Consider the following 2,837-nt stretch of genomic DNA (forward strand, 5'->3'; position numbering starts at 1 on the left):
CCCTTCATGACTGTAACTCTGCTGACTGTAAGTCCCGGGCGGAAAGCGCGAGTGCAGCATCTCAAGTTGTCGTCTTCACTTCACCGAGGATCCGCACGCCCAGGCCTGGGCCCGGGAACGGGTGACGGTAGACCATGTCGTACGGCAGGCCGAGTTCCAGGCCCAGACGACGGACTTCGTCCTTGAACAGTTCGCGCAGGGGTTCAACCAGCTTGAGGTTCATTTCTTCCGGCAGGCCGCCCACGTTGTGGTGCGACTTGATCACGTGCGCCTTGCCGCTCTTGGCGCCAGCCGACTCGATCACGTCCGGGTAGATCGTGCCCTGGGCGAGGTACTTGATGTTGTCCAGTTTGTTGGACTGGGCATCGAAGACGTCGATGAAGGTACGGCCGATGATCTTGCGCTTCTTCTCTGGGTCGCTTTCGCCCGCCAGGTTGTTCAGGAACTGCTCTTCAGCGTTGGCGCGGATCACCTTGACGCCCATGTTCTCGGCGAACATGGCCATCACTTGCTCGCCTTCGTGCAGACGCAGCAGGCCGTTGTCGACGAAGACGCAGGTCAATTGGTCGCCAATGGCTTTGTGCAGCAGCGCTGCAACGACCGAGGAGTCCACGCCGCCGGAGAGGCCGAGCAGTACGTTGTCGGTGCCGACCTGGGCGCGAATGTTGGCGATGGCGTCTTCAGCGATTTTCGACGGCGTCCACAGGGCTTCGCAGCCGCAGATGTCGAGGATGAAGCGCGACAGGATGCGACCGCCCTGCTTGGTGTGGGTCACTTCCGGATGGAACTGCACGCCGTAGTAGCCGCGAGCGTCGTCGAACATGCCGGCAATCGGGCAGCTCGGGGTGCTGGCCAGGATGTGGAACTCCTGCGGCATCCTGGTGACTTTGTCACCGTGGCTCATCCAGACGTCGAGGCCGAACAGGCCGTCAGCGTCGATGTGGTCTTCGATGCCGTCAAGCAGGCGGCTCTTGCCGACCACGTCGACACGGGCGTAACCGAACTCACGCAGCTCGGAACCTTCGACCTTGCCGCCCAGCTGTTCAGCCATGGTCTGCATGCCGTAGCAGATACCGAAGACCGGCACGCCCAGGTCGAACACCGCTTGCGGGCAGCGCGGGCTGTCAGCGACGTGCACGGACTCGGGGCCGCCGGCGAGAATGACGCCTTTTGGAGCGAATTCGCGAATCGCTTCGTCGTCCATGTCGAACGGATGCAGTTCGCAGTACACGCCGATTTCACGCACGCGGCGGGCAATCAGCTGGGTGTACTGGGAACCGAAATCGAGGATCAGGATGCGGTGAGCGTGAATATCGAGGGCCATGATTCAGTCTCGTCTAAGTCATTCAGAAACAGTCGTGATTCAGAAACAACTCGGGGCTGAATAGAACAGCCCCGGTTATGTAACGTTTGCTGGAAGCCTCAACCTACGCGGTAGTTTGGCGCTTCTTTGGTGATTTGTACGTCGTGGACGTGGGACTCGGCCATGCCAGCGCCGGTGATCCGCACGAACTCAGGCTTGGTGCGCATTTCTTCGATGTCGGCACTGCCGGTGTAGCCCATCGAGGAACGCAGGCCGCCCATCAGTTGATGGATGATGGCGCTCAGGGTGCCCTTGTACGGCACACGCCCTTCGATCCCTTCTGGAACGAGCTTCTCGGCGCCTGCCGAGGAATCCTGGAAGTAACGATCGGAGGAGCCTTGAGCCTGGGACATGGCGCCCAGCGAACCCATGCCACGGTAAGCCTTGTACGAACGACCCTGGAACAGTTCGATCTCGCCCGGTGCTTCTTCAGTACCGGCGAACATCGAGCCCATCATCACGCAGGAAGCACCCGCTACGATGGCTTTGGACAGGTCACCGGAGAAACGGATGCCGCCGTCGGCGATCAACGGCACGCCGGAGCCTTCAAGGGCGGCGGCAACGTTGGCGATGGCACTGATTTGCGGGACGCCGACACCGGCGACGATACGGGTGGTGCAGATCGAGCCAGGACCGATACCGACCTTGACTGCATCGGCACCGGCTTCGGCCAGCGCCAGGGCGGCAGCGCCAGTGGCGATGTTGCCGCCGATGACCTGCACGTCAGGGAAATTCTGTTTGACCCAGCGAACGCGGTCGATCACGCCTTTGGAGTGACCGTGGGCAGTGTCGACCACCACCACGTCAACGCCGGCGGCAACCAGTGCCGCAACGCGATCGCCGGTGTCTTTACCGGTGCCGACAGCAGCGCCTACGCGCAGACGACCTTGATCGTCCTTGCTGGCCAGCGGGTAAGCCTTGGCTTTTTCGATATCGTTGACGGTCATCATGCCTTTGAGGGCAAATTTGTCGTCGACGATCAGCACGCGTTCGATGCGGTTTTTGTGCAACAACTCGCGAACGTCGTTCTTGTCGGCGCCTTCCTTGACCGTGACCAGACGCTCTTTAGGCGTCATCACTTCGCGGACAGTGGCTTCCAGACGATTTTCAAAACGCACGTCACGGGAAGTGACGATACCGACCAGGTCGCCATCGTGCAGTACCGGAACGCCGGAGATGTTGTGCATGCGGGTCAGTTCGAACAGTTCACGAACCGTGGCGTCAGCCTCGATGGTGATCGGGTCCTTGACCACGCCGGCTTCGTAACGCTTGACCTTGCGCACTTCGGCAGCTTGCTGCTCGATGGTCATGTTCTTGTGGATGATGCCGATGCCACCTTCCTGAGCCATGGCAATTGCCAGACGGGCTTCAGTGACGGTGTCCATGCGGTTGATCCGGCTCCCGGAGCTGGATATCCAGCAGGAAACCCCGGATCAACAAGCTGCACGGTATGCGCACGAACCTTGGTTGTTCC

Annotated in this window: 3 pseudogenes; all 3 read right to left on the reverse strand. The window is 60.7% G+C overall.

What is annotated here, in order from left to right:
* Positions 1 to 72, reverse strand: a pseudogene (locus ACQKP4_RS28775) (Cro/Cl family transcriptional regulator); the annotation flags it as partial.
* 1 nt (position 73) lies between these two features.
* Positions 74 to 1,324 (reverse strand): annotated as a pseudogene (gene guaA, locus ACQKP4_RS28780) (glutamine-hydrolyzing GMP synthase); the annotation flags it as partial.
* Positions 1,325 to 1,422: 98 nt separating this feature from the next.
* Positions 1,423 to 2,748 (reverse strand): annotated as a pseudogene (gene guaB / locus ACQKP4_RS28785) (IMP dehydrogenase); the annotation flags it as partial.
* Positions 2,749 to 2,837 lie beyond the last annotated feature (89 nt).

Origin of the sequence: Pseudomonas sp. NPDC086278 (assembly GCF_050280905.1) — a bacterium.
Classification (GTDB): domain Bacteria; phylum Pseudomonadota; class Gammaproteobacteria; order Pseudomonadales; family Pseudomonadaceae; genus Aquipseudomonas.